The sequence below is a fragment of the Candidatus Pelagibacter sp. HIMB1695 genome, assembly GCF_052047655.1.
Classification (GTDB): Bacteria; Pseudomonadota; Alphaproteobacteria; order Pelagibacterales; family Pelagibacteraceae; genus Pelagibacter.
Window position 1 is genome coordinate 685,240 of the sequence record NZ_JBNAJT010000001.1, and the last position, 23,168, is coordinate 708,407.

The 23,168-nt window shown below is 26.4% G+C and carries 19 protein-coding genes, 1 tRNA gene and 1 pseudogene; 8 read left to right on the forward strand and 13 right to left on the reverse strand.

Going from position 1 to position 23,168, the window contains the following annotated elements:
* Window positions 1–141: 141 nt before the first annotated feature.
* Window positions 142–2,061 (forward strand): annotated as a pseudogene (locus ACTTAX_RS03800) (propionyl-CoA synthetase); the annotation flags it as partial.
* Complete coding sequence (locus tag ACTTAX_RS03805; protein WP_440618775.1) at window positions 2,054–2,386, forward strand: DMT family transporter; 333 nt, start codon at window positions 2,054–2,056, stop codon at window positions 2,384–2,386. The pseudogene ACTTAX_RS03800 and the gene ACTTAX_RS03805, both read left to right, overlap by 8 nt.
* Here ACTTAX_RS03805 and ACTTAX_RS03810 read toward each other — a convergent pair.
* Entirely contained in the window at window positions 2,379–3,686 is a 1,308-nt protein-coding gene (locus ACTTAX_RS03810; RefSeq protein WP_440692980.1) for a dihydroorotase, read from the reverse strand. The two genes, ACTTAX_RS03805 and ACTTAX_RS03810, sit on opposite strands and share 8 nt — an antisense overlap.
* A gap of 43 nt (window positions 3,687–3,729) precedes the next feature.
* Here ACTTAX_RS03810 and ygfZ point away from each other — a divergent pair, with 43 nt between their 5' ends.
* Complete coding sequence (gene ygfZ / locus ACTTAX_RS03815) at window positions 3,730–4,617, forward strand: CAF17-like 4Fe-4S cluster assembly/insertion protein YgfZ (RefSeq protein ID WP_440692982.1); 888 nt, start codon at window positions 3,730–3,732, stop codon at window positions 4,615–4,617.
* Between the two features lie 11 nt (window positions 4,618–4,628).
* Here the strand turns inward: ygfZ and ACTTAX_RS03820 are convergent.
* Window positions 4,629–4,714 (reverse strand) — tRNA-Leu (locus ACTTAX_RS03820).
* A 55-nt stretch (window positions 4,715–4,769) separates the two neighbouring features.
* Here ACTTAX_RS03820 and nadA point away from each other — a divergent pair.
* Window positions 4,770–5,759 (forward strand): quinolinate synthase NadA, encoded by a 990-nt coding sequence (gene nadA / locus ACTTAX_RS03825; RefSeq protein ID WP_440692984.1) that lies wholly within the window; start codon window positions 4,770–4,772, stop codon window positions 5,757–5,759.
* Window positions 5,760–5,764: 5 nt separating this feature from the next.
* On the forward strand, window positions 5,765–6,598 hold the full coding sequence (gene nadC, locus ACTTAX_RS03830) for a carboxylating nicotinate-nucleotide diphosphorylase (RefSeq protein ID WP_440692986.1): 834 nt from the start codon (window positions 5,765–5,767) through the stop codon (window positions 6,596–6,598).
* Here nadC and ACTTAX_RS03835 read toward each other — a convergent pair.
* Window positions 6,595–6,966: a phosphoribosyl-ATP diphosphatase gene (locus tag ACTTAX_RS03835; RefSeq protein ID WP_440692988.1), complete on the reverse strand. Its 372-nt coding sequence runs from the start codon at window positions 6,964–6,966 to the stop codon at window positions 6,595–6,597. The genes nadC and ACTTAX_RS03835 overlap by 4 nt on opposite strands.
* 66 nt (window positions 6,967–7,032) lie before the next feature.
* Here ACTTAX_RS03835 and fumC point away from each other — a divergent pair, with 66 nt between their 5' ends.
* Window positions 7,033–8,421 carry a class II fumarate hydratase gene (gene fumC / locus ACTTAX_RS03840; protein ID WP_440692990.1) on the forward strand — a complete coding sequence of 463 codons (1,389 nt, stop codon included), beginning with the start codon at window positions 7,033–7,035 and terminating at the stop codon, window positions 8,419–8,421.
* Here fumC and ACTTAX_RS03845 read toward each other — a convergent pair.
* Window positions 8,409–9,899, reverse strand: a complete 1,491-nt coding sequence (locus ACTTAX_RS03845; RefSeq protein ID WP_440692992.1) for a hypothetical protein — start codon at window positions 9,897–9,899, stop codon at window positions 8,409–8,411. The genes fumC and ACTTAX_RS03845 overlap by 13 nt on opposite strands.
* A 33-nt stretch (window positions 9,900–9,932) precedes the next feature.
* Between ACTTAX_RS03845 and ACTTAX_RS03850 the strand changes: the two genes are divergently transcribed.
* Window positions 9,933–11,969, forward strand: coding sequence for an ATP-dependent helicase (locus ACTTAX_RS03850; protein WP_440692993.1), 2,037 nt, complete (start codon window positions 9,933–9,935; stop codon window positions 11,967–11,969).
* On the forward strand, window positions 11,966–13,660 hold the full coding sequence (locus ACTTAX_RS03855) for a M24 family metallopeptidase (RefSeq protein ID WP_440692995.1): 1,695 nt from the start codon (window positions 11,966–11,968) through the stop codon (window positions 13,658–13,660). Before ACTTAX_RS03850 ends, ACTTAX_RS03855 begins: the two co-directional genes overlap by 4 nt.
* Here the strand turns inward: ACTTAX_RS03855 and ligA are convergent.
* From ligA to ACTTAX_RS03900, 9 genes are all read right to left on the reverse strand, one after another.
* Window positions 13,643–15,673, reverse strand: coding sequence for an NAD-dependent DNA ligase LigA (ligA, locus tag ACTTAX_RS03860; protein ID WP_440692997.1), 2,031 nt, complete (start codon window positions 15,671–15,673; stop codon window positions 13,643–13,645). The genes ACTTAX_RS03855 and ligA overlap by 18 nt on opposite strands.
* A gap of 1 nt (window position 15,674) precedes the next feature.
* Window positions 15,675–16,511: an outer membrane protein assembly factor BamD gene (locus ACTTAX_RS03865; RefSeq protein WP_440692999.1), complete on the reverse strand. Its 837-nt coding sequence runs from the start codon at window positions 16,509–16,511 to the stop codon at window positions 15,675–15,677.
* A 46-nt stretch (window positions 16,512–16,557) separates the two neighbouring features.
* Window positions 16,558–17,478: a UDP-3-O-acyl-N-acetylglucosamine deacetylase gene (lpxC, locus tag ACTTAX_RS03870; RefSeq protein WP_440693001.1), complete on the reverse strand. Its 921-nt coding sequence runs from the start codon at window positions 17,476–17,478 to the stop codon at window positions 16,558–16,560.
* Window positions 17,479–17,542: 64 nt separating this feature from the next.
* Window positions 17,543–18,247, reverse strand: a complete 705-nt coding sequence (locus tag ACTTAX_RS03875; RefSeq protein ID WP_440693003.1) for a hypothetical protein — start codon at window positions 18,245–18,247, stop codon at window positions 17,543–17,545.
* Window positions 18,240–18,914, reverse strand: coding sequence for a cell division protein FtsQ/DivIB (locus tag ACTTAX_RS03880; protein WP_440693005.1), 675 nt, complete (start codon window positions 18,912–18,914; stop codon window positions 18,240–18,242). The genes ACTTAX_RS03875 and ACTTAX_RS03880 overlap by 8 nt, the downstream gene beginning before the upstream one ends.
* Window positions 18,895–19,809: a D-alanine--D-alanine ligase gene (locus ACTTAX_RS03885; RefSeq protein ID WP_440693007.1), complete on the reverse strand. Its 915-nt coding sequence runs from the start codon at window positions 19,807–19,809 to the stop codon at window positions 18,895–18,897. Before ACTTAX_RS03885 ends, ACTTAX_RS03880 begins: the two co-directional genes overlap by 20 nt.
* Before the next feature lies 1 nt (window position 19,810).
* Window positions 19,811–20,716 (reverse strand): UDP-N-acetylmuramate dehydrogenase, encoded by a 906-nt coding sequence (gene murB, locus ACTTAX_RS03890; protein ID WP_440693009.1) that lies wholly within the window; start codon window positions 20,714–20,716, stop codon window positions 19,811–19,813.
* Window positions 20,716–22,110 carry a UDP-N-acetylmuramate--L-alanine ligase gene (murC, locus tag ACTTAX_RS03895; RefSeq protein ID WP_440693011.1) on the reverse strand — a complete coding sequence of 465 codons (1,395 nt, stop codon included), beginning with the start codon at window positions 22,108–22,110 and terminating at the stop codon, window positions 20,716–20,718. Before murC ends, murB begins: the two co-directional genes overlap by 1 nt.
* Complete coding sequence (locus ACTTAX_RS03900) at window positions 22,100–23,167, reverse strand: UDP-N-acetylglucosamine--N-acetylmuramyl-(pentapeptide) pyrophosphoryl-undecaprenol N-acetylglucosamine transferase (protein WP_440693013.1); 1,068 nt, start codon at window positions 23,165–23,167, stop codon at window positions 22,100–22,102. The genes murC and ACTTAX_RS03900 overlap by 11 nt, the downstream gene beginning before the upstream one ends.
* Window position 23,168: the final 1 nt, after the last annotated feature.

Here is a 23,168-nt window from a genome sequence, read left to right on the forward strand (position 1 = left end):
AAGTAACCCTAAGCCAAAGTTGGGGTTAAATAGCAAATAAAATTAGTTTTATGAAGACTTAATTGTTATTAATTTGCATTGATTTTACTTAATTTTTAAAATTAAATACAATTTATAAGTTAAAAACCAAAAAAATTACAAAAATCGAATCAAATTAGAATGTCAGAAAAATTTCAAAGTATTTATGAAAATTCTATAAATAATCCTGAAAAATTTTGGCAAGAAGCAAGTGAAAATATCTTTTGGTTTAAAAAACCAACAAAAATTTTAAATAAATCTAATCCTCCTTTCTATAAATGGTTCGAGGATGGTGTTACTAACACTTGTTATAACGCTCTAGACATTCATATCGATCAAAGAAGAGGGCAAAAAACTGCTTTAATCTATGACAGTCCTATTACAGGTAATAAAGCTAAGTTCACTTATGAGGAACTAAGAGCAAAAGTATCAAAATTTGCAGGTGCTTTAAAACAACAAGATGTAAATAAAGGAGACAGAGTAATCATTTACATGCCTATGATCCCTGAGGCGGTAATTGCTATGCTTGCGTGCGCAAGAATTGGAGCTATACACTCAGTTGTCTTTGGAGGATTTGCATCGAATGAACTTGCAAGCAGAATAGATGACAGTAAAGCAAAACTATTGGTCACTGCTTCATGTGGTTTTGAGCCAGGAAGGACAGTTGAGTACAAACCTTTAGTAGATGAAGCCTTAAAAATTGCAAATCATAAAATTGAAAAGATGATTTTGTTTCAAAGACCAGGTAACGAGGTCAAATTAAATGCTCCAACAGAGATAAGTTGGGAAGAAGCAATCTCTAATGCAAAAGATGCTGATTGTGTTGAAATGAATTCAAATGAGTTTGCTTACATCCTCTATACATCTGGAACAACTGGAACACCAAAAGGAATTGTAAGAGATACTGGTGGCCATATCGTTGCTCTTAAATGGACTATGAAGAATATCTACAATATTGATACTGACGATATATGGTGGTCCGCAAGTGATATTGGTTGGATTGTTGGGCACTCATACATAGTTTATGCTCCTTTGTTCAAAGGATGTACTACAGTTTTATTTGAAGGAAAACCAGTTGGAACTCCTGATGCTGGTGCTTTCTGGAAAATTATTTCAGATTATAAAGTAAAATCATTATTCACTGCACCAACTGCATTTAGAGCTATAAAGAAGGAGGATCCTGAAGGTAAATTTTTCTCAAAATATGATTTATCTAGTTTTGAAAGCTTGTTTCTTGCTGGGGAAAGAGCAGATCCAGACACTATCAAGTGGGCTGAAAATTTATTAAAGGTTCCTGTGATTGATCACTGGTGGCAAACCGAGACTAGCTGGGCAATCAGCTCAAATTGTACTGGAATTGAAATGATGGAGACCAAATATGGCTCAGCTTGTAAAGCAGTTCCTGGATATAATGTGAAAATCATTAAACCAGACCAATCTTTAGCTAATCCTAATGAAATGGGAGACATTGTTGTAAAACTACCTTTGCCTCCTGGTACATTCCCAACTCTTTGGAATGCAGATCAAAGATACAAAGAAAACTATATGACTAATTATGAAGGCTATTATCAAACCTATGATGCAGGTCACATTGATGATGATGGTTACATTTGGATCATGTCTAGGACAGATGACATTATTAATGTTGCTGGTCACAGATTATCAACTGGAGCAATTGAAGAAGTTTTATCTGAACATCAATCAGTTGCTGAATGTGCTGTTCTTGGAATTGCAGACAAATTAAAAGGCCAATTACCAATTGGTTTAGTGGTTTTAAAATCAGGTGTCGAAAAAGATAATGAAACTATTTCGAAAGAATGTGTGCAAATGGTAAGAGATAAAATTGGTCCTGTTGCTGCGTTTAAGACTGTTATTGTTATAAAAAGATTACCAAAAACAAGATCAGGAAAAATTTTAAGAGGAACAATAAGAAAAATTGCGGATGGTGTTGATTATAAAATTCCACCAACAATAGATGATCCAACAATACTAAATGAAATAAAAGATGATTTAGTAAATCATAAAATTTTAAATAATGGTTAAAACTTATATATTTTTAATTGCTGCAATTTTTTGTGAAGTTGCTGGAACGATGTTGCTGCCAGTTTCTCAAAACTTTACTAAAGTTATACCTACAGTTGCTCTATCAATTTTTTATCTTTGTGCATTTTATTTATTAACTTTTGTTGTAAACAAACTTCCAATTGCAATTGTATACGCGACATGGAGTGGTTTAGGAATTTTTACAATTGCTATACTGGGATATATATTTTTTAAACAAACTTTAGCTTGGCAAGCAGTATTAGGATTATTTTTAATTGTGTTGGGAGTAATTCTAGTAAATAGCTTTACAGTTAAGCTTAACTAAATTGCAAAGGAGTTCCTTCTGGATCTCCTAAAATTTTACCATCCTGCATTTTAATTTTTCCTGCAATGATAGTATGCGTGGGTGTTCCTTTAAATTTAAATCCATTAAATGGAGACCATTTACATTTGCTCTCAATATTTTCATTTTTAATTTCAATTGTTTTATTCATATCCACAATTGTAAAATCAGCATCATACCCTTCTTTTATAAAACCTTTATTTTTAATACCAAAAATCTTGATTGGATTTTCACAAACAAGATTCATCAATTGATTTAAACTTAGCTTTCCATCATTAATATGATTTAACATTACAGGCATTAAAGTTTGAACACCTGGCATCCCTGATGGAGTATTAGGATAAACTTTATCTTTGTTTTCTTTTAAATGAGGTGCATGATCTGATCCAATAGTATCATTAAAGTTGTTTCTGACCCCATACCATAATCTATCATAATGAGATTTATCCCTTATTGGTGGATTCATCTGAGCATATGTTCCAAGTTTGTCATAACAATCTGGAGCATAAAGGGTTAGATGTTGAGGAGTTATCTCAAAAGTAATGTTACCTTTATGCTGAGAGAGAAAATCAATTTCTTCTTTAGTTGTTATATGAAGAACATGAGCTTTTTTCTTATGTTTTTCTGCTATTCTAACTATTCTTCTTGTGGATGCTATGGCACACTCTGCGCTCCTCCATACGGGATGTGTGTGAACATCTCCTTCTTTAATTAATTTTTTATTAATTTTTAATATCGCCTCATCTTCGGAATGCACTGCAACGACTTTGGAAGCGTTTTGAAAAACTTTATCTATATCATCTTCTTCAGCAACTAATAAATTACCAGTCGAAGAGCCAGCAAAAAGCTTAATTCCACAACAACCCTCTAAATCTTTTAAGCTAGCTAAATCGTCTGCATTATCAGCAGTTGCGCCAAAGTAAAAAGCGTAGTTACAATACATTCTATTTTTTGCAAGATCTAGTTTTCTTTGAAATTCTTTCATGTTTGAAGTTGGAGGATTAGTATTTGGCATTTCAAATACACTAGTAATTCCTCCTGCTATTGCCGCCCTACTTCCTGAATGAAGATCTTCAGTATCAGTTGATCCAGGTTCTCTAAAATGTGTTTGGGTATCTATACAACCAGGTAAAACTGTTTGACCTTCAACATTAATTGTTTCTTTTGCTTCATCTGAAATTTGACCAATCTTTTGAATTTTTCCATCATTTATTGCAACATCAACATCTTTTAATTCACCATCGATGTAACATTGTCCATTTTTGATTAAAAGATCTAACATTCCGAGAAATTGTTATTATATTACAATCTATAATTAATCAATTATGAATATTAAAAATGTTTATATTTTAGAAGATAGATCAATACTCTACATAAATGGAGAAGATGCAAAAGATTTTCTACAAAATATTATTAGTAATGACATAAATAAAGTAAATGAAGTTAATAGTTGTTTTGCATCTTTGTTAACTGCACAGGGAAAATTTTTATATGAATTTATAATTGTAAAACATAAATCAGGATTTCTTTTAGACTGTGAAAAGCATCAAGCAGATGGATTATTTAGACAGTTATCTCTATATAAACTAAGATCTAAAGTTGAAATACTTAACCTAAGTAATGAATTTGTTGTAGCAGCTTTTTCTAGTGAAAAATTTTTGAAATTTGATGAAGCAAAAAATCAATCAGGATTTACTATTAAATACAGAGAAGATCCTATTTTTTTAGATCCAAGAAATAAACAATTAGGAGCAAGATTAATTATTAATTTAGAAAAACTTTACTTATCCTTAAAAAAACTAGATCTCCACGATACAGATGTAAACGAATACTATTCATTAAGTCATAAACTAGGAATAGTTCCAAAAGATTTAAACAAATTACAAGATAAATTGTTTGGTATTGAATGTAATTTTGAAGAACTAAATGGAATTGATTTTAAAAAAGGTTGTTACGTAGGCCAAGAAAATACAGCTAGAATTAAATTAAAAAATAAACTTTCAAAAAGATTAATGCCTATAAACATAATTTACGGAAAATTAAACGAAGGAGAAGGTATTTTTAATAATGAAAATGAAATAGGTAAAGTATTAATAAATAATGATTACCCCTTCGCTTTAATCAAATTTTTAGATGAAAACTTTGATGAAAAACTTGAATTTAAAACTAAAGAAGCTTCAATAAGTGTAAAAAAACCCAATTGGATTAGTTAAAAATAGAAATTTGGTGCGGTCGGAGAGACTCGAACTCTCATGGACTAAGTCCACACGGCCCTCAACCGTGCCTGTCTACCAATTTCAGCACGACCGCGATATGTCTCATAATAAATGAATGACAAGTATGTATCAAATTGGTAAAAAACTTTATGGAATTTACACAAGAAGTACGTAAAGCAACAGATCCAATTTACCAAAAAATTTCAAAGGTGATGCCTGAGATAGAATGGTCAGTGCATGCGCCATACATTCATAAAATTAATAAATTAAAAAAAGAAAAGAATGCAGTTATTTTAGCTCACAACTATCAAACACCAGAAATTTATCATGGTGTTGCTGATTTCTCTGCAGACTCACTCGCGCTAGCTATAGAAGCCTCAAAAACTTCAGCAGATATAATTTTAATGGCAGGAGTTCACTTTATGGCTGAAACTGCAAAATTAATGAGCCCTAATAAAAAAGTAATTTTACCTGATATGGAAGCAGGTTGTTCTTTATCATCCTCAATTACTGGTAAAGATGTTAGATTACTAAAAGAGAAGTACCCAGGTGTTCCTGTAGTATCTTACGTAAATACTTCAGCTGAAGTAAAAGCTGAAACAGATGTTTGTTGCACATCAGCTAATGCAGTCAAAATTGTTAAATCACTTGGTGTAAAAAGAGTGATATTTTTACCTGATGATTACCTTGCAAAGTACGTTGCATCTCAGACTGATGTAGAAATTATATCCTGGAAAGGAATTTGTATAGTACACGACCAATTTAATAAAAAAGAAATTGAGGATATTAGAAAAAACAATCCTGGAATAAAAATTATTGCTCATCCAGAGTGTCCACCTGATGTAATTGAAGCAAGTGATTTTGCAGGTTCTACTTCTGGAATGATAAAATATGTAAAAGATAATCAACCAAAGAAAGTAATGATGGTAACTGAATGTTCTATGAGTGATAACATTCAAATAGAAAATCCAAATGTAGATTTTGTTAAACCATGTAATATGTGTCCACACATGAAAAAAATTACTTTACCTAAAATTTTAGATTGTTTAGAAAATGAGACTGGTGAAATCATAATGGACAAAGAAACTATTGATAAAGCCAGAATATCTGTAGAGAGAATGGCAGCCATTGGCAGATAATATAAGTGTCAAAAATTAAATTAAGCAAAGAATTTATTAAAAGTACCGTTAAGTTAGCTCTAAACGAAGATCTTTATCCCTCAGGAGATATCACTTCGGCCTTAATTAATAATGATAAGATTGTAACTGTAAAATTAATATCAAATCAAAATGCAGTTGTTGCTGGATTATTGTTTGCTAAGCAAACCTTTTCCTTAATTGATAATAAAATAAAATTTATTATTAAAAAAAAAGATGGTTCGAGGGTTAGAAAAGGTTCTTTGATTGCTTTGATAAAAGGAAAGGCAAAAAATATTTTAATTGCTGAAAGAGTTGCTTTAAACTTTTTGTCTCATATTTCTGGAATAGCGACTATGACAAATGAATTTGTTAGATTAGCTGGAAAAAACACTAAAATTTGTTGTACAAGAAAAACAATTCCGAACCTTAGAGTAATTCAAAAATATGCTGTAAAGGTAGGTGGTGGAACAAACCACAGATTTAATTTAAGTGATGAATACTTAATAAAAGACAATCACATTGCGAGTTCAGATTTAAAAACTTTGGTTATTAAGGCAGTTAAAAATAAAAAAGGGAAAAAAATTACAGTAGAAGTTGATACAATTAATCAACTAAAATCAATTTTAGGATTAAAGTTTAATACTATTCTGCTAGATAATATGAATATTAAAAATTTAAGAAATGCGGTTAAAATTGCTAAAAGATTTTATGAAACAGAGGCTTCAGGCAATGTTAATTTAAAAACTGTTAAAGCAATAGCTTCAACTGGAGTAAATAGAATTTCTGTAGGAAGCATTACTCATAGTGCTACTGCAGTTGACTTTAAGCTAGAAATTTAACTTACAAACTTAGATAGATCTGGTTTAAAATAGTTAGGACCTTTCATAACTTTTCCAGCTTCATTATAAATAGGTTTTCCATTTTCATCTAGTTTGCTCATATTTGAGTTTTGAACTTCTTCAAAACATTTATCTAAATCTATTCCAAAAGCATGTCCTGCTCCATATGTTACATACAAAATATCTGTAAGTGCATCAGCAACTTCTAGTAAATCTTTATTATTCATAGCTTCATTAAGCTCATCTAGCTCCTCTTTAATTAGATCTATTCTCAATTTATTTATTTTATCAGTGCTAAAAGATGGCTGAGTTTTAACATCTTGACCAAAAGTTTTCATAAAAGTTCCAACTTTACTAAAATTCGACATATTGCTCCTGTAAGTTTTTATAAATTTATTGTATTAATATAATTATTTGTACTTAAAAATTAATCAATGAAATTAAGAAAAGAATTTGACAGTATTGGAAATATAAGTGTACCCAATGATAAATACTGGGGTGCATCAACTCAAAGATCAAATAAATTTTTTAACATTGGTAAAATATTAGTAAATATTTCAATAATAAAATCTATTGCTATTATTAAAAGATCAGCTGCTATAGTTCATGCTAAAGATAAATTAATTAGTAGTAAGATTTCAAAAGCAATTATCAAAGCTTCAGACGAAGTGATTAAAGGAAAATTAGATGAGAATTTTCCTTTAAAAGTTTGGCAAACAGGCTCCGGGACTCAAACAAACATGAATGTCAATGAAGTAATTGCAAATAGAGCTATAGAAATTTTAGGAGGAAAGAAAGGAACTAAAAAACCTGTACATCCAAATGATCATGTAAACAAATCTCAATCTACTAATGATGTTTTTCCAACCGCAATGCATATTTCTGTAGCAACACAAACTTTAACTAAAATGTTGCCAAGTTTAAAAATTTTAGAAAAAGAATTAAAGAAAAAATCTATAGAATTTAAAAAAATAGTTAAAATTGGAAGAACTCATCTTCAAGATGCAACTCCGTTATCTCTTGGTCAAGAGTTTTCTGGATATCATGCACAATTAAAAAAATGCATTGAAAGAATCGAATACGCATTAAAAGAAATTCTATTTTTAGCTCAAGGAGGTACAGCTGTTGGAACAGGAATAAACTCAAAAAAAAATTTTGATAAAAAAATTGTTAAAGAAATTTCAACATTTACTAAAATAAAATTTAAACCTGCACCAAATAAATTTGCTGAACTTGCAGCACACGATGCAATAGTAAATTTCTCTGGGATATTAAATACATGCGCTGTTGCATTAATGAAAATTTCAAATGATATTCGTTTTCTAGGATCTGGACCTCGAGCTGGATATGGAGAATTGATATTACCAGAAAATGAACCTGGTTCATCGATAATGCCTGGAAAAGTAAATCCAACTCAGTGTGAAGCAGTTACAATGGTATGTGCAAATGTAATTGGAAATCACAATGGAATTACTATGGCTGGATCACATGGTCATTTTGAATTAAATGTATTTAAGCCATTAATTGCCCATAACATTTTGCAATCTATTGACTTATTAGCAGACAGTACAAAAAATTTTGCGCTTTATTGTGTTAAAGGAATTAAAGCAAATGAAAAGAGAATAAAAGAACATTTAGATAATTCTTTAATGCTAGTAACAGCTTTAGCTCCACACATAGGTTATGATAATGCTGCAAAAATAGCTAAAACAGCTTTGAAGAATAACACAACACTAAAACATGAAACTTTAAAAACAGGATTAATTAGTGAAAAAAACTATGAGAGAATTGTTGATCCTAAGAAAATGATTTATCCAACGTAATTTTTTATTACATCATTCAATAAGTTTTTGAAATAAATTTTATTTTGTAAATTATTATCTTTTAGTAAAATATCATCAAAAGAATATTTAGATTTTTTAAGTGTTTTTCCATCTATTATAATGTTCTTAACTTTGATATTTTTTTCATCGAATAAATAAGTGAAGTTAACATTAACTTTACTAATTTTTTTTCTCAAATTTTTTGGGGTAAGTAAGAACTTATAAAATTCATTTGGATTATTTATAACAATTTCGATATTTGAATCTAAAACTAATTTTCCTTCATTTACAAATATTAGGCTATCTAAAAACTCAAAATCAATATTATTTTTCCAAGTTATTTTTGATTGATCAATATCAACTAAACCCTCTTGAATTTTAAATTTTAACAAAACATTTTTAAAATCATCAAATTCTTTAATATTATTTCCAGCAACTATTAAATTAAAATCAACATTTTTATTATTTAAAATTTCTGTTTTTAGAAGCTCTTTTATAATTGCACTTGACGAAAACAAAGGCGAAAGATTTATTTTATCAGTATTACCTGTTATATTTGAGTAAAATGGTTTAAAATTAAACTTACCTATGTAAGAAAACTCTGGATTTTGTAATTTATCAAAAAATTTAAACTCAAACAAATTATCTTTTAATTGGTATTCCAATAAATTTTTTGAGTTTATTAAATTTATTTCTGAAAAACCCAAATAATTTGTGTGATCATACGAAGTTTGATTGTTTATTTTAAGTCTTAAACTTTCTATATTTATTGAAGAATATACCTTTTTTTCAATTTTATCTTCAAAAATTTTGATTGAATAAGGTAAATTAAATATCTCATTATTTGCATCAAGGATATTTTTAATTTCTTTAGGATCGAAATAATAATTTGCATTTTTGATATTATTAATAAATAAAACTTCATTTTCTAAACTTCTATAAAAAACATTACTTTTTAATATTTCAAATCTAAAATCACTAAAATTACCATCTAATAAATTATAAAAAAAATTGTAATTTTCTTTATTTAAATTAAAATTTGCTTGTTCTAAGATGACATGATTTAATTTAATATTTTTTAAAGAAAATAAATTTTCCAAAGAGATATAAACTTTAAGTTTTTTTATTTTTGTAATTTCGTCTCCTTTAAAATTAATTGAGGAATTATTTGTAGTAAAATGAGGTCTTGGTAAAAATTTATAATCTAAATCTTCTTGAAAATTAAACTCCAGGTTTAATTTGTTTTTTAAATTTTTTTTAATTTCTAAAGCTACTTCTTCTTTATTGTGAATATTTGGGAATGAAAGGTATGATAAAAACAAAATAACTAGTGCGACAATAGATAAAAATATTTTATTGTTAATTAATAAACTTTTAAAATTATAAACATTTAACTTGTTTAAATTTTTCTCTAATAGATTATTAATAAATTTACTGAATTTTTTAAAAAAACTAGCGATATATTTAGGGTTATTCATTTTGAGTAATAATCTTATAAAACATTATTTTGAATGATAAATAGAGAATATTTAAATAATTTAAATGAAGCACAAAAAGAGGCTGTAATGCATCTCGATGGTCCTCTTTTAATCGTGGCTGGTGCTGGTTCAGGAAAAACCAAAGTTTTAACTTCAAGAATAGCAAATATAATTAATGAAAAAAAAGCTTTTCCAAATCAAATTCTAGCAGTCACATTTACAAATAAAGCAGCCAAAGAAATGCAAAATAGAGTGAGCAGGATTTTAGGATCAGCTGCTGTTGGTCTTTCTTGGTTGGGAACTTTTCATTCAATTTGTGCGAAATTATTAAGAAAACATGCTTCAGCTGCACGATTAAACTCGAATTTCACTATTATAGATACTGACGACCAGATTAGATTAATAAAGAATATATGCAAAGCAGAAAATATTGATATCAAACAATTATCTCCGAGATTTATACTCGCAATAATTGATAGGTGGAAGAATAAAGGTTTTTATCCGGGTGAAGTAATTATAAATAAAAAAGATATATATGAGAAAACTGTTCTTCCATTATACAAAATATACCAACAAAAATTAACTGATTTAAATTCCTGTGATTTTGGTGATTTAATTTTACATACAGTAAAAATTTTTGAACTTAATCCTGATATTAGAGAAATATATTCTAAAAATTTTAAATATATCTTAGTTGATGAATATCAAGATACAAACTTTATTCAAAGTAAATGGCTTAATCTTCTATCTGAAAAAAATAAAAATATTTGCTGTGTTGGTGATGATGATCAATCAATTTATAGCTGGAGAGGTGCTGAGATTAAAAATTTTTTAGAGTTTGACCAAGTTTATGAGAACACTAAAGTAATAAGATTAGAACAAAATTATAGATCTTCACAGAATATATTGTCAGTTGCTTCAAACCTTATTTCTAATAATCAAAATAGAGTCGGAAAAACGTTGATTACTACAATGGAAGAAGGTGATTTAGTTCAATTAAACTGTTTTAAAAATGGTAAAGATGAAGCTATTGGAGTTTCAGATGAAGTTGAAAAAAAAATAAAAAAAAAATTTTCTTACAATAACATTGCAATTTTAGTTAGAGCTATTTTTCAAACACGTGAATTTGAAGAGCGATTTCTGAAAATTGGTATGCCCTATAGAATATTAGGTGGAACAAAATTTTATGAAAGAGCTGAGATTAAAGATTGTGTCGCATACTTAAGATTAATTCATCAAGAGAAAGATGACTTAGCTTTTGAAAGAATTGTTAACAATCCAAAAAGATCAATAGGTGATAGTACCTTAAAAAATATTCATGAGTTTGCTAAGGAAGAAAATTTAAATTTAGAAAGAGCATCAATTAAAATGCTTGAGCAAAATTTAATTAAGCCAAAAGCTAAAATTGGACTTAATTTGTTTATTAATTCACTTGTGAAATGGCGAAACGATTTAATTATAAAAAAATCAAATCATATAAAGTTATTGCAAATTGTTTTGGATGAATCAGGATATTCAGCCATGCTTAAAAATAAAAAAGATTTAGATAATGAAAACAGATTAGAAAATATTAAAGAGTTATTAAGTGCCATGAAAGAATTTGATAATTTAGAAAGTTTTTTAGAACATGTGTCTTTAGCAACCTCTGTAGATCAAAAATGGGATGGTGAAAAAATTAACATGATGACCATGCATGCAGCAAAAGGTTTAGAATTTGATGTTGTATTTTTACCTGGTTGGGAGGAAGGATTGTTTCCACATCAAAAATCTATCGAAGAAAAAGGTCAAAATGGCCTAGAGGAAGAAAGACGTCTAGCGTATGTAGGAATTACAAGAGCAAAGAAAAAAGCTATAATTTCTTTCTCAATGAATAGATTTTACCAAGGAGATTGGATTGATAGTATGGCTTCACGTTTCATTGATGAATTACCAGAAAAACATTTAGAAAAAAATTCTTTCTTTGATGAAGAAATTAACAATGATGATGATTTTGAGTTTAATCAAGATTTTGAAATTGAGGAAGGTACAAGAAGTCCTGGTTGGATGAGATATCAAAAGAAAATTAAATGAAAAATTACATAAAAGAACTTAGAAGTAAATTTAAGAAATATGAAATTGATGGTTATGTAATTCCAAAAAATGATGATTTTTTTACAGAATATTCGAAATTGAATAGATTAGAGATTATCTCAAACTTTAGCGGATCAGCAGGTTTAGCCATTATTCTTAAAAATAAAAATTATTTGTTCACTGATGGAAGATATACAATTCAAAGTAAAATTGAGAGTGGAAAACATTTTAAAATTTATGGATTTGAAAAATTAATAAATTGTAGTTTATTTAAAAATCTTACACTCGGCATAGATCCAAAATTATTTACCAATACTCAAATAAAAAAATATTTTTTAAAATATAATAAAATTAAACATATTGAAAAAAATTTAATTGATGAAATAAAAAAACAGAAGGAACATAAATCTATTCCATTTTTTTCTTTAAAAAAAAATATTGTTGGTGAAAGTATTAATTCTAAATTAAATAAAATAACTAAATATTTAAAAAAAAACAAATCAGATTATATTTTTATTAGTGCACCAGAAAATGTTGCATGGACTTTAAATATTCGTGGTAGTGACGGCCCAAATAGTCCTATCCCCAATTCAAGATTGATAATATCTAAATCAAAAAAAATACTACTCATAAGTAACCTTAAAAAATGTAGGCATTTACTAAAAGATAAAATTATTAAGAAAGATGAATTTTTAGATACAAATGATTTACCAAAAAGGATTTTAAAACTTAAAGGGAAGAATTTCATTGTGGACGATAAATCTTGTTCAATATTTTATGAAAATTTAATTAAGTCTAAATTTAAGATCATAGAAAAAGCAGATCCAATTTATCTTTTAAAAGCAATCAAAAATAAAACTGAGATTAAAAATATGATTTATGCGCATATATTAGATGGAGTAGCATTAACAAAATTTTTATTTTGGATAAAAAAAACTAATAAAAAAAAAATTACAGAAGTAGAAGTGGCTAAGAAATTGGAAAATTTTAGAAAATTAAATAAAAACTTTCTCTATCCTAGTTTTGATACGATAGCAGGCACAGGCAAAAATGGGGCTATTGTACATTACCGTGCAAAGAAAGAAAATTGCAGAACTATTAACAAAAAAGATATTTTATTATGTGATTCAGGTGGACAATATAAATATGGTACAACTGATGTTACAAGAACAATATCTTTTTCAAATCAAAAACAAAGTATCAAAAATATTTTTACAAAAGTATTAAAAGGTCATATTGCAGTAGCTACAACTAATCTTAACAAAGATAATACAGGAAAAAAAATTGATAAGAGAGCAAGAGAATTTTTAAATAAAAGTAACTTAGATTATGCACATGGCACAGGACATGGTGTTGGTTTTTTTCTTAATGTTCATGAAGGACCTCAATCTATTAGCAAAATAAATAGAATAAAAATACAAGAAGGTATGATTTTAAGTAATGAACCCGGGTATTATAAAACCAATGAATATGGAATTAGGATTGAAAATTTAGTTTATGTTAAAAGAATAAGGAAAAATTTATTTTTTCAAAATTTAACAATGGCTCCTATAGAAAAAAATTTAATTAATTTTAATTTATTAACAGCTAAAGAAAAAAACTATCTATTCAAATATCATTTAGATGTTTACTCAAAAATATCTAAGTATTTAAATTCAAATGAAAAAAAGTGGCTAGCTAGTTTTATTTAGCATTTTCAAAAATTCAGCTTGATCAATAATTTTTACTTTTAATTCTTTAGCATAATCCACTTTCTTTTTAGTTGGTTTTTCACCAATTATTAAAAAATTTAGTTTTTTAGATACACTGCTAATTGTTTTTCCAGAATTTTCTTCAATTAGTGATTTAACTTCTGCTCTGCTAATTCCGTTTAGTTTTCCAGTAACTAAAAATGTCTTATTATTTAATAAACCATCATTTGAGACTTGGACAGTATCTTTAATTACTAAAAACTTATCTAGTTCATTTAAAACTTTTTTGTTGGTTTTATTTGAAAAAAAACTCTTAATTGAACTTATTTGTGTTTCACCAATACCATCAATATTTAACAAATCTTCATAGTCATTTTGTTTAGATAAATTTTTAAATTTTGAAAATGATATAAAATGTTTAGAAAGTAATTTTGCATTTTCTAAACCTATATGTCTTATACCCAGAGAATATATAAATCTTTCTAAAGAGATATTTTTTTTTTGATCAATTGAATATTTTAAATTTTGTACAGAAAGTTTGCCCCAACCATCTAAATTTTGAATTTTTGAAAAATCTAAATTAAAAATATCCTGTGGAAATTTAACTAAATTTAGCTTCCAAAAACTTTCAACTATTTTTTTCCCAAAGCCGTCTATATTAAATGCATCTTTTGAGACAAAGTGTTTTAATTTCTCTATTGAGATTTTTTCACAATCATAACCTTCACTGGAACATCTCCTAACTGCATCAACTTTTTTTGTAACTTTATTTAATTCTTTAATTGTTTCTGAACCACATGATGGACAATTTTTTGGAAAAACAAATTTTTTTGAATTTTTTGATCTTTTTTGTTTATCTGTTGAAAGTATATGAGGTATAACATCACCTGCTCTTTCTATAACTGCTATATCACCTACTCTTATATCTTTTCTATTAATTTCATCTTCATTATGTAATGTTGCATTTGAAACTATAACACCACCTATATTAATTGGTTTTATTTTTGCCACTGGTGTTAAGGCACCAGTCCTACCTATCTGGATTTCTATATCTAATATTTTAGAAACTGCTTTGTAGGATGAAAATTTATGAGCAATAGCCCACCTTGGTGCGTTGGCAACATTTCCTAATCTTTTTTGCATAGCAAAATCATTTACCTTGTAAACGATCCCATCTATGTCAAAGTCTAAGTTTGCCCTTTTTTTCTCAATTTCATTATAATTAATTATTAAATTTTTAACTCCCCAAATCAGTTTATTAAATGGATTTGTTTTAAATCCCCAATCATTTAATTTTTTAATATAGTCAGACTGATTGTTTACTAGCAAACCTTTTTCATATCCAAAAGTGTATGCAATAAATTTTAAAGGAATTTTTTTTGTATCATTTGGATTTTTTTGTCTTAAAGATCCAGATGCAGCATTTCTAGGGTTTGCAAATTTTTCTCTTAAATTTTTAAAATCACTATTCTGAATAAATACCTCTCCTCTAATGTCTATTTCTTCAGGAAAATCTTTAGAGGAGATGACTTTTGGAATATCAACTATAGTTGCAAGGTTTTCAGTTATATCCTCTCCTTCTTTACCGTCACCTCTGGAAAGTCCCATATAAAATTTTCTGTTTTTATAGGTCAAAGATGCTGATATCCCATCAATCTTAGGTTCGGCACTATAAAATATTTTTATTTTATCTTCTAAAGATAAAAAATTTTTAATTTTCTTCTCAAAATTAACCAAATCTTCTTCTGTAAAAGCATTTGCTAAAGACAACATAGGTACTTTGTGCAATGATTTGCTAAAATTTTTTGAGGGTTTATGTCCAACAGTTTTGGTCGGAGAACTTTCTGATTTTAAAAAACTATAATCAATTTCAAGTTTTTCAATCTCATTTTTTAATTTATCATAAGCTTGATCAGTAACTAGTGGATTACTTTTATCATAGTAATGATCATTATATTTTTTTATTAATTCAATTTTTTTTAAATATTGAAGTTTAATTTCTTTCTTGTTCATCTCAATTTATTAGAGATTTAACTTTATTTAAAATTGAGTTTTCTTTTTTATTTTTATTGAATTTTTTAATTTTATAACTTTTATTAAAAATTTCATAAGATTTTTCATACCATTTAGATGATTTATAATTATAACCTAATGTAAAAGCATACTTTTGTGCTTCTTGTTCAAGTCCTAATGTGTAATAAATTTCTACCAATCTATATAAAGCCTCTTCTACATATACTGAAGTATAATAATCATCAATGACGTTTCGAAAGCGATTTATTGCTGGTATCCATTTTTTTTTGTTAAAATAGTATCTACCTATATACATTTCTTTTGAGGCCAAAATTTCATTTATATAATCAATTTTATACTCTGCATCTGTTGCGTATTCTGAATTTGGATAATTATTTATTAAGGATATAAATTGATCTTTAGCTTTCTTTATTGAATTTAAATCCTTTTTTTCATCAACTATTTGTTCATAGTAACATATTCCAAGAAGATAATTAGCATAATCTAAATCTTTATGTTTTGGATACACTTTTTTAAATCTAGTTAATTCAGCAATTGAGTCTAAGTAATAATCTTGTGAATAATAAGAATATGCTGCCATTAGTGATGATTTAGGAGCCCATTCAGATTGTGGGTATAAAGTTTCAGCTTCATTAAATTTTTTTGCAGCATACAACACATCTCCAGCCTCTAAAGACAAAACTCCTTCTTTGTAGGCTTCCAATAATTGAAGATCTAAATTTTTTTCACTAATTACAGAATTAGTAATTGGATCTTTAGAGCAAGAAGAGATAATCATTGCACTAATTATTAAAAATAAAAGTTTTTTAAAATTCATAAACACTTATTACTTTTAAAGATTATTAAAAAGTAATCTAGAATTTTTATGCAATAGATTTTAATAAATTTTTGTTGATTAAAGAATGTGGAAGATTTTTCTCTTTAATCTCAATTATTGAAAAATTTTCTCTGTTTTGAAAAAGTTTTCTTAACAATTGGTTTGTAAGATGGTGTCCACCTTGAGAACATTTAACACTTCCTAAAATTCTATAACCAGATGTATAAAGATCACCAATGCAATCAAGAATTTTATGGTTTACAAATTCTTTTTTATTTCTAAGTCCCTCTGAATTTAAAATTTCTTTATTTTTTACTACTATAGCATTTTCTAAACTTCCACCTTTTGCTAGTCCATTTTTTTTTATCATTTCTATATCTTCATAAAGACAAAATGTTCTTGAGTTATAAACATCTGACAAATCATCTTCATATATTTTAAATCTATTTCTTTGATTTCCAATAATTGGATTTTTATATTTTAACTCAAAATCAATATCTAAACTTAATGTTGATGGTTTAATATTTATATAACGTTCACCATCAGAATAATTTACTTCCTTATTTATTTTAATTATTTTTATTGGTGACTCTGAAATTTCAATTCCACCTGAAATAATTTTTTCAATGAAGATTTTTGCTGATCCATCTAGTATTGGAACTTCTTCATTATCAATTTCAATTATTGCATTATCTATACTCATTCCAAATAGTGCACACATTAAGTGTTCAATAGTTGAAACCTTTACTCCAAATTCATTTTCAATAGTTGTGTTTAAAGATGTGTTGGTGACATTCATAAAATTTGGATAAACCAAATTATTACTTTTTAAATCCACTCTCTTAAAAACTATACCATTGTTGGGAGATGCTGGTTTAATACAAACATTTACATGTAGACCACTATGAAGAGCAATTCCACTAAATGAAATTTTATTTTTTATTGTTTTTTGGTTTAAGTAAGACACTTCATGTTTTTAATTTGAATGTTGGATTAATTAAAAACAACTATTGTTACGAGAAAAAACAAAATTAACTAAATAATTGAAAAAATTTTTCAAAAAAACCAAGTTTCTTCGAGAATTTTGAGGATATTTGAATTTCATTCTTATTCATACCATTTTTCAAATTATGTGCCATTTGAGAAATGTCTAATTGTTTAATTAAGGAAAAATCTTTTACATATCCTTTGTCTAAGAAATTATTCACTTGTATTTGATATTTTTTTAAAATGTTTTCAATTTCAAGTATTATTATATTTGATATTGAAATTAGTTTAATTTCTAAACAAACTTCATTATTACTAATTTGATCTTGCAAAGAAGAATAACTTATGCCGTCAATTATATATTTATCAATTATCATATGTATCAATTTATATTGATTGTAATTTTCTTTAAATAAATCTTTGACATCTGTAAGCATACTTTCCAATAATACATAAGTAATTTCTCCAGTATAATTTTTTTTTTTTATACTTATGTTAGATGTGAGAATTGATTTATTTTCGATTACTATATTTATATTGTTTATAAAATTTCCAGCTAATTTTTCAATTTTAAAAATATTGTTTTCTAAAAACTCATTTAAAAGATTAAAATCTAGTTTTTCTGAAACATCTCTAAATTTAAGTTCTTCCTGATATATATCTTTATGATTTTTAATATCTAATAAAAATATTTCAAACTTTTCATAAGAGATAATTAAATAAGTTTCAAAATTAATTTCTTTATTCATGTAAAATTATAATTTGATTTTTTATTCTAGCATCTACAATTTTTTTATTTTTAAATTTAATATTTTTCAAAAAAGTTGATATTTTATCTAAAGTTTCTTTTTCAATTTTCTCAGGTAGTTTAATTAATAAATTGTTAGTAAATTTTATATCCCATCTTTTTAATTTAAAATAATATAGAGATTTTATTTGTGAATAATCAATATTTGACTGATCAATTATTTTTTTTAATTTAACTACCTCACTTAGCTCTGGGTTACCAAATATGTACGGTAGTTGTATATTTGAAATATCATTATTTGATAGTTTGCCATTGTTACCTAATAAAAAAAACTCTCCATTTTTATTAATCCTAGCAATAAAATTTGTTTTCTTAATATTAATATCAAATGAATGAGGATATTTTTTTATAACATTATACTCTTCAACTAATGAATTGGACTCAATTATATTTTGAATTTTTTTTTTACTAATAAAAAAAATGTTTTTTAAATCTAAATTATTTAAATTATAAATTATTATTTTTTGATCTTCTTCATCTAAACCAAAAATATTTATATTTTTAATTTTTTGAAATTTTAGATTATTTATTGAATTATTATTTATAGAGCCCACTAAAACTAACAAAAAAAAGTAAATTAAGACTTTTTTACTTTTTCTTTGATGCATCTTTCAAAATCCATTCAATTAATTTCAAAAAGCTTATTCCTTCATAAGAAGCTATTTCAGGTACGAGAGATAATTTTGTCATACCAGGTTGTGTGTTAATTTCTAAAAGATAAAATTTTCCATTAAAATATTTAAAATCTGAACGTGTTACACCAGAACAACCAATAATCTTGTGTGCTTTAAACGCAATATTCAATGCTTGTTTCAATTTTTTATTTGGTAAATCAACAGGTATTATATGTTTAGTTTTTGCATTTGTGTTGTACTTTGCTTGATAATCATAGAAAGCTCTTTTGGGTTTTAATTCAATTGCTCCAAGTTTTTTATTGCCCATAATTGCTACTTGAATTTCTCTTCCTCCAATAAATTCCTCAACCATAATTTTTTTGTAATCTTTTAATGACTTTACTTTTTGTGTTAGATTAGATTTGTTGCATATAAAAACATTAACACTTGAACCCTCATTTAAAGGTTTTATGACGACAGGAAATTTTAATTTTGACTGGATTTTTTTTATTAAGGTTGATGATTTATAACCATAATTATAAACAAAAAATTTTGGTGTATTAATTTTATTTTTTATAAAAATTTTTTTTGAGATTTCTTTATCCATAGCTAAAGATGAAGCAACAACACCAGAATGAGTATATGGAATTTTAAATTTCTCTAAAATACTTTGGATATATCCATCCTCTCCAAATTGACCATGCAATGCATTAAAAATTATATCAGGTTTAAATTTTTTGATATTTAAAGATAAAGATCTATCTGGTTCAGAAATCTGAATTTTATAACCATTCTTTTTCAGCTCTTTAGCAACCTGTTTACCTGTATCAAGACTTATCAATCTCTCCTTTGATATTCCACCTGAAAGTATTAGTATTTTTTTTTTCAATTTATTCTAAAATTTTAATTTCAGTTTCTAACTTTACACCTGTTTTATCAAAGACATTTTTTGAGACATATTCGATCAAATTCTTCATGTCTTTAAATTTAGCATTACCTTTATTTACAAAAAAATTACAGTGTTTTTCTGAAATATATGCATCACCAAAAGAAATATCTAATGGAACAGACTCTTTTATTAGTTCCCAAACCTTTTTTTCAGATTGATCTAAAGGATTTTTAAAAGTGCTTCCGCTGGTTTTAATTCTTGTTGGTTGTGCTTTTTCTTTTTTTTCTTTTAAAAAACTCATTTCTTTTTGAATTAATTGTTTTTCTTTCTTAAAACCTTTTAATGAGGCGCTTAAAAAAATAAGGTCATCAGATAAACCACTATCTCTATACTTAAAATTTATATCTTTTGCAGGTATAGTTATTACCTGTCCAGTTTTAGTAACTGCTTGAACTGAAACAAGAATATCTTTAAATTCTCTATTAAAACAACCAGCATTCATTTTAATTCCACCGCCAACTGTACCTGGTATACAAGACAAAAATTCAAAACCACCTAAACTATTTTCTAATGCAAATTCTGATAGTGCTTTGTCACTAACAGTACTTCCTGCAATAATTATATCATCTGACAAAACTGATAAATTATTAAAATTATTTGCAAGCTTGATTACTACACCGTCATATTTATCGTCAGTTATTAATGTGTTTGATCCTCCACCTAAGACAAAAATATTTTCTTTATTTTCTATAATTTTTAAAAATTTTATTAAATCTTTTAAATTATCTGCTTTAAAATAAATTTTAGCTTTGCCACCAATATTAAACCAATTTTTTTTTTTTAAATCACAGTCTAGCTTTAAGTTTTGACCAAACTCTTCTGACAGTTCTTTCAAATTAGTTTTCATTATAAATGTTTGGGTAATTCTCTCATCCAGCTTGAAATTGAACCAGCGCCCATACCAATGACAATTTTTTTTCCATAAATGTTACTTTTTACATATTTTGCTAATTGCAATTGATCCTCGATCATTAATAATTCAACCCTCGAATTTTTAATAATTTGTTTTGCAAAACTTAGATAACTAAATCCAAGTTTCATTTTTTCACCAGCATTATAAATTGGAAATAAAATTACTTTATCAGCATCTCTAAAAGCAAAACTAAACTCTTTTTTTAAATCTTTTACTCTTGATATTCTATGGGGTTGAAAAATACATATCTTCTCATATCCTTTATAAACTTTCATGACTCCATTAAGTACTTCTCTTATCTCAGTTGGGTGATGTGCATAGTCATCAAAAAAATCAACATTATTAAAAGAAAAAATCTTATTAAATCTTCTTTGAACACCTTTAAAATTTCTGAGTCCTTTTTTTATGTCAAATATTGATATTCCAACAGTCAACGATACTGCAAGTGCAGCAACTGCATTTTTAATATTATGATTTCCAAGTAGAGGAATTATTATATTTTTTAAATATCGATTTTTTTTATTTGGTAATTTTATTAATAAATCAAATTTTGAAAATTCTTTAAATTGATGTATATTTTTTATAGAAAAGTTTGATTTAGGATCTTCACCGTATGTATAGAAATTTTTCTTTTTAATATTTTTTATTAGATTTTTGTTATTCTTATCATCTAAACAGATAAACGATTTTCCAAAAGGTGGAACCTTCTCAATAAAATCAATAAAATATTTATTTAATTTTTTCATCGAATTATAAAAATCCATGTGTTCTCTATCAATGTTAGTTATGATAGAATAAGTTGGGGGAATAAATATAAAGCTACCATCAGACTCATCTGCCTCCAAAATAGACCAATCACTTTTACCTAATTTTGCTGTATTATTGATTGAATTTATAACTCCTCCATTAATAATCGTAGGGTCTATTTTTGTATTTTGAAAAATTGATGCAATTAACGAAGTGGTTGTTGTTTTGCCATGAGATCCAACAACTACTATATTTTTAGAAAGAGACACAATGTTTGCTAGCATTTCGCCTCTTTTGTATATTGGTAGACCTTTTGATTTTGCTTCAATTAATTCCGGGTTATTTTGTTTAATTGCTGAAGAAACAACCAAAATTGTAGCCTTACTTATATTCTTTTTTTTATGTCCAACGTAAACTTTGATTTTTTCTTTTCTAATCCTATTAATATTTTTATTATTTGAGATATCGCTTCCTTGAACTTTAAAACCTTTTCTCTTCATAATCATTGAAAGGCCACTCATCCCTATCCCGCCTATACCAACAAAATGAATAACTTCTGATTTGGCTAATTCAATTTTCATTTAAAATTTCCAATAAATTTTGATTAACATTATTCCAAGTATTTTGATAATTTAATTTTTTTAGATTTTGTTTTTTTAAGACATAATCTTCATCTTTCTTTGATATTTTCAACAATAATTCTTCAAATTTCTTTTTATCAAATTTTTTTTGATCAATTATCCAACAACAATTTTTATCATAATAATATTTAGCATTTTCATATTGATGATTATCCTTGGAGCTAGGAAGTGGTATGGCGATAAAAGGAACATTCATTAATGACATTTCAGCTAAGCTTGAAGCGCCTGACCTTGATATACATAAATCAGACTGTTTCATAAAATCATTTAAATTTTGGTCAAAACTAAAAACATTGCTTTCTATATTATTAATTTTATAAAAGTTTTTTAAATAGTTTATGTTTTTTTCACTAGTTTGATGAATTACATTAATTAAGCAAGATTTTGAGACACTCAAAATTGATTCATTTATAAGTGTATCAAAAATTTTAGCTCCTTGACTACCTCCAATAATCATAATGGTAAATAAATTTACATCTTTTTTATATAAATTTGCTTCATAATATTTTTTTCTTATTAAAGGTTTTGAAATTTTTTTCTGATTTTCAAATTTTTTTGGATAATTTTTTAAGTTTGTTGAATAACAAATTAATTTTTTAGAAAAATTTAAAAAAAATTTATTAGCTCTTCCTAAAACCATATTTGGTTCAATTAAAAAAATTTTAATATTTAGAATTTTTGCTGCTAAACATAAAGGTAAGGACATGTACCCACCTGTTGAAATTAAGTAAGAAATTTTTTCTTTTTTTAATATTTTTAGAGAATTAATTGTTAATATTAAGACTTTAAATAATATAAAAGGAAAAAGTATTAAGCTATTAAACTTTGGTGTATCTATTAAAATAGATCTATAATTATTTTTTTCTAAATATTTTAATCCTCTAGAATCTGTTGAGATTATTGTGTCATATTTTTCTTTTAAATGGTCATGAATTGTAACTGCAGGAATTACATGTCCTCCAGAACCTCCAGTGGAAATTAATACTTTTTCTCTCACC